This window comes from Pontibacter diazotrophicus, assembly GCF_003367245.1.
GTDB classification, from domain to species: Bacteria; Bacteroidota; Bacteroidia; order Cytophagales; family Hymenobacteraceae; genus Pontibacter; species Pontibacter diazotrophicus.
The window spans coordinates 1-4803 of the sequence record NZ_QRGR01000066.1; the positions used below are offsets into that span (position 1 = coordinate 1).

General features: G+C 52.6%; 5 protein-coding genes. All 5 read right to left on the reverse strand.

The window, feature by feature from the left end; all coding sequences use genetic code 11:
• Positions 1-331 (reverse strand): hypothetical protein (locus DXT99_RS26540; protein WP_220273455.1); only part of this gene is annotated, 331 nt, incomplete at its 3' end.
• Positions 332-1092: 761 nt separating this feature from the next.
• On the reverse strand, positions 1093-1314 hold the full coding sequence (locus DXT99_RS26545) for a hypothetical protein (RefSeq protein ID WP_115568623.1): 222 nt from the start codon (positions 1312-1314) through the stop codon (positions 1093-1095).
• Positions 1315-1546: 232 nt separating this feature from the next.
• On the reverse strand, positions 1547-1864 hold the full coding sequence (locus DXT99_RS26555) for a hypothetical protein (protein ID WP_115568625.1): 318 nt from the start codon (positions 1862-1864) through the stop codon (positions 1547-1549).
• 100 nt (positions 1865-1964) lie between these two features.
• Positions 1965-2393 carry a hypothetical protein gene (locus tag DXT99_RS26560; protein ID WP_115568626.1) on the reverse strand — a complete coding sequence of 143 codons (429 nt, stop codon included), beginning with the start codon at positions 2391-2393 and terminating at the stop codon, positions 1965-1967.
• 517 nt (positions 2394-2910) lie between these two features.
• Complete coding sequence (locus DXT99_RS26565; protein WP_115568627.1) at positions 2911-4353, reverse strand: PAS domain-containing sensor histidine kinase; 1443 nt, start codon at positions 4351-4353, stop codon at positions 2911-2913.
• Positions 4354-4803 lie beyond the last annotated feature (450 nt).

Consider the following 4803-nt stretch of genomic DNA (forward strand, 5'->3'; position numbering starts at 1 on the left):
GAAGCGTGGGGTCCAGAATGGGCGTATGCCGGATAACCGGAAGATGGGCGAAGTCCTCGTGTCTTGCGCCAGAGAGCGCGTAGAGGGTGTACTCTTCTCCTTCTTCATTGTACTTTTTATAAAACAGGGCCCCGAACTTCGCCTTGCTGATTTGGGTGGCAATGTCTGTCACATTCTGTACCACCTTATCCAGCTCCAACTCAGATGTCAGCATGCTGCCTACCTGGTTAATCAGTTCCAGCTGTGTGTTCCTTTCCTCCAGCTTTCGCTGTGTCTCCCTTAACTGCAGGAGCAGTTCCTGCTGCTCTGCTTCTGATTGTTTAAGTTCCATTCTTATTTTATGAAAGAGATATCAGAAGCTTACTTTCTATTCACTGATAGACTCTATAGAGCCGCACTTTAAGCTTCTTTTTGCACCTTTGCTCTATGGTTGTACGGGGTCCACTGGACAGTTGGATGTAAACAGGGCTTCGCTTAAGAAAAGACGCTTACTCCTTACAGATCGCCCAGGTCAATCATGTTCAGGTAAGTATGCGGTTCTCTATTTGCTCTGATGCTCCATCAGGTTCTCTCGGAAGGCTCTTGAAATTGAGCGGACGTGTGTACGTTTCCACCAGTCCTTTTTGTTTTTGGCAGCCACGTCTCTTTGGGCGGTCCTGCTACTTGGCAGTAACAGGTGCCATTTCCCTGTTTTTACAGCTGTTGTTCCGGGCGCATGCCTAGAGTTACTCAGCCTTCTGTTTCGTCCGTTACAGCAACGTCTTGTTGCGGGCAGGCGCAGCATTGCTACAGCCTGTTTGCAGGCTCTTCGTAACCCACAGTTCCCTGTCCCGGAAAACGTGGAAGTGTTGAGTTGAAGGGACGTCTTCTGTTTCGACCGTTTATGCCTGGTAATGCTTAGCGTTGCGGAGTCACCTTTCACTACTTCTGGCCACTTCTGAGCCTTGGCGGCTCAGCAACAGGTGAAATAAGAATCTGCCGGAGGACCAATTAAAGCTGATTGCTGCTGGAGTTGATGTGCTCTTCCGCTTTGATTCTAAAACTTAATACAGCACTTGCTTGGAGTGGATGTGCCATAGCGAGCCAAAGCCTTTATTGGTATGCCTCTACAAGTGCGTTTGTCTTCCTCAGCTCTTTCTTCAGCTCCAAGGCAATGTTCAAGGCTATCCTCAGCCCGCGCCGGTATTCGTCGCTGCTGGTTTGCCGTAGCCACTTTACCTCTGCGTTGTGGTTGTTTATGTCAAGTTCCAGGGCGATAAAGTCCATGTCAATCAGGGAGACTGTCACCAGCTCCTTCGGGAGTTTGTTTTTCATTGTATGGTTGTGCTGCGGAAAAGCAAAAGGGGCTGCCTCACAGGTCTGGCCCCTTTTGCTTTTCCTTTATTCTTTTACCTCTCCCTAACAGCGGGGCCGCCAAATGAGTTTACTTCCCGGGTGTTCAGCCTGAAGTCTTTCAGAGAGCGGCGTGGCAAAGGGGGTGGGCAGCACGCATGCTCCAATAAGCAGACAACCAGGGCGTGCGGCGGTGTCTCTTCTGCGGTAATCGCTACAGCCTGGCGATGACAAGGTACCTGTATTCTGCTGAGTGATGTGCGCACAGCAGCTTTACGGCCGTGTACAGCGATTCCCTGGCCGTGCGGCATGAGTGCCCGGCGGGGCTGAAGGTATAGTCCAGGAACCTGTCCGGGTTGTCGGGGGAGGCAAGCACCCACCACTGCGCGGCCTGCTCCTGCACCCGGGAGCGGTGGCAGGCGCACACCACTTCCCTGCCCTCCGCCTCCATCTGCTGCTTGGCCCTTCCCATCTCTCCCATGTCCCTGGAGGCACCCAGCATGTAACCTGTCTGCAAGTCAATCCAATGCATTGTGCTTTTCCTCCACAGTTAAATTTATAGTCCCCTGCTGTATGCAACCCTGGCCAAGGGCAACAGGGCGCAAGCAAACGGGGCGCGCACTGGCAGTAGGTTAGAACCTGATGCCCGCTATCCAGTCGGCTGCCTCCTTGTAGGTCCCGAACTCGCCTATCTCCACTGCCCTGCCGGTCCTCCCTTTGATCTCCTCCTCAAAGGCGGCCTTGCTGAGCGTGCCGGTGGCGTTGACCAGCGCCAGCAGCCGGAGCCTTGAGTTTGCGACGGCATGGGCGAGGCAGCCCAGTGCCCACCGCTGCTCTCCTGCAGAGACTCCCTCCAGCCACCTTGAGTCATGGATCCAGCTCCCCACCTCCATCCTGTGGACCCACTCCGCGGACAGGTCGATGCCGGCGCGGAACTGCCCGGCAGAGGGCGCAGCCAGCCACTCATAGTGCATCAGCCCCAGATTGCTGTCCACCCACACGTGCAGACAGGGACTCTCATACTCATATATGCCCTCGGGCAGTAGATTTGTCCAGTTCATGTTTATTTGTTAAGGGTGACATCGAGGACAAAGGCGCATGGCCCGCCAGCCTGAATGTTGGTTGTGCTAAGTCGCTTTCGGGTTACCCGCTACGGTTTCGGCAGGGGAGGGCTGGTGCACTGTTGTATATGAAGGGCAAAATGGCAACACGCCCTGTGCTGTGAAAGGCGATTCCCCGCCTGATCGTAACATGGACAGCAAGGGGTGAAAGGAGCCAAACTCAGCGGAAAGACTGAATCATGGGACTTATAGAATATTTATTGTGGCATAAGCAGCAAGGGATGTAACATTTCCATAAAGGAATATAAGGCATGAGGCCACACATCCCATGGCCCGTAAAGGAGGTCTCTTGGGAAAGCTACCTGTTGTGGCACCCGGTGCGCCTTCTGAGCGGCCTGGGAGTGCCATGCCGAAACGCTGTCCCGGAAAACGCGGGCTGTTGAGGACCAACATACCTAAATGGGTAGAGCAAGGGCCATTAGGCGGCCACACAGCCGCAGCGGCTGTGATCTGGGCGCTACTCTACAGGAACTTCGACAAAAAAGGTAGTGCCTTTGCCTTCCTCGCTCTCAAACCGGATTTTCCCTCCGTGCAACTCCGCGATGGTTTTGATGACGGACATGCCCAGCCCCACGGTTTCCTCCCCTTTGAGCCCCGGTCGGCGGGCTTCGGTAAATTTGTCAAACAAGGTGGAGCGGTACTTCTCCGGAATGCCTATGCCATCATCTTTTACGGAGATGACAACACGGCTCTCATCCTTCTCGACATGGATGCTGATAGTGCCCCCATCATGGGTGAACTTGAGGGCATTGGAGACGAGGTTGTTGACCACCTGCATGAATTTTATGCTGTCTACCCGGGCATATACCTGTTCATGTGAAGAGGAAAACTTAAACACCCTGTCCAGGTTTTCCTGTGAATCCCGGTACATCTTGATCACCTCGTTGATCTCCCAGACCACATCCAGCCGCTCCTTATTCACTTCTACCTGGGCTGACTCCAGAAACTCCTGGTGAACCAGGTCCCGTATCAGGTCAATGTTGCGCCTGCAGATCTCCTGGATAATCTTCAGTTGTTTGCGGCTGCGTTCACTTTCAGGCTTTGGCAGGTCTTCTTCAATGACGGCGGCAAGCGTCTGCACTAACGAGATGGGCCCTCGCAGATCATGGGCCAGTATCTCCAGCATGGAGTTCTTGCGGGCATTTACTTTCTGCATGTCGAAGATGTTCTTCATGCGGGAAGAGTCATCCTCGGCCATGCCGGCCATCCAATGCGCCTGGCCTTCCTGCTCTAAAGGATACACTTTCAGCCGAACCCATCTGTCAGTGGTGTAAGGCCACACAACCCGGAATTGCAGGCGCATTTTTTCGCGTTCCTTTAAAAGCCTCTCGTAGCACAACGTCACGTGCTCCCGGTCCTCCTCGTGAATGGAATCCAGCAGGGAGGCAGGGTTTTCCATCACATCGTCCACTTTTCTTTTCCACATCTCCTCAAAGACTTTATTCAGGTAAATGAACCTCCCGGCTTCCAGATCATAGACAAAAAAGACGCCGTCATACTGGTCTCCTATCAGTTTGAATGCAGTGAGGTCTAATTTGCTTTTGGGAGATGCCATGGCGTGGGAGTGAATGCGGAAGAGACAAGGTAAGGGTATATACAGCAAAAAGAGGGATTGGTTGTGCCTCGGGCTCCCTGCACGGGTAAGCTGACGAGAAGGTAAACGTACTCCGAGGCCTATGGCATAGGAGGTAGTCCTTTGCACAAAACTTAGTTGCCTCTTTGAGGAAGAAATAGTCCCGGAAAACGGGATATTTTGAGAAGGAATGTAGGTGCTAGCCTGCTTGATGAAGTCCACACCTGATTTGTCGGCCTCCATGCTAACCGCAACAAGACGCAACATTCTAACCGCAACGGTGCGCAACACTGCACTGAGCAGGCCATTATCGGGAACAGCCAGCATGCGATGCCTATCTAAAGGCTACTTTGGAGTAATAGGTACGTTTTCCTGCTTTTACAGCTGTTGCTCCGGGCATGAATGCCTAAGGCTACTTTACCTTCTGCTTTGCCGGTTGTAGCAAAATTTTGTTGCACAATGTTGCAGGACGTTGCGCTTGTCCCAGCAAACGTGGGTGGCTGTTGCACAACTCAGCTTCTAGCATGATTTTCTTACAACCTTTATTCGGAATAAGCATATAATGCTCCTCTCTTTGATTGTGGTCAAGCGACAGGGGTGAAACCAATAGCTGAAGGTATGAACATGTGGCTGCTCCCTTTCCATTGCTGTTGCCATGCTCACAGACTTTTTCGGTCTGTTCCTCATGTACTTTCTTATGTTGAAGGCAGCGGCAGCCAGGAGCATGACCTTATGAGCGCCTGATTTTCCCAGCACATTGATGTTGCGCAGGCCATA

Coding starts and splice junctions, on each gene's coding strand:
- DXT99_RS26555 (WP_115568625.1), bottom strand. CDS start 1,864: ATGCATTGGATTGACTTGCAGACAGGTTACATGCTGGGTGCCTCCAGG.
- DXT99_RS26565 (WP_115568627.1), bottom strand. CDS start 4,353: ATGCTGGCTGTTCCCGATAATGGCCTGCTCAGTGCAGTGTTGCGCACC.
- DXT99_RS26545 (WP_115568623.1), bottom strand. CDS start 1,314: ATGAAAAACAAACTCCCGAAGGAGCTGGTGACAGTCTCCCTGATTGAC.
- DXT99_RS26560 (WP_115568626.1), bottom strand. CDS start 2,393: ATGAACTGGACAAATCTACTGCCCGAGGGCATATATGAGTATGAGAGT.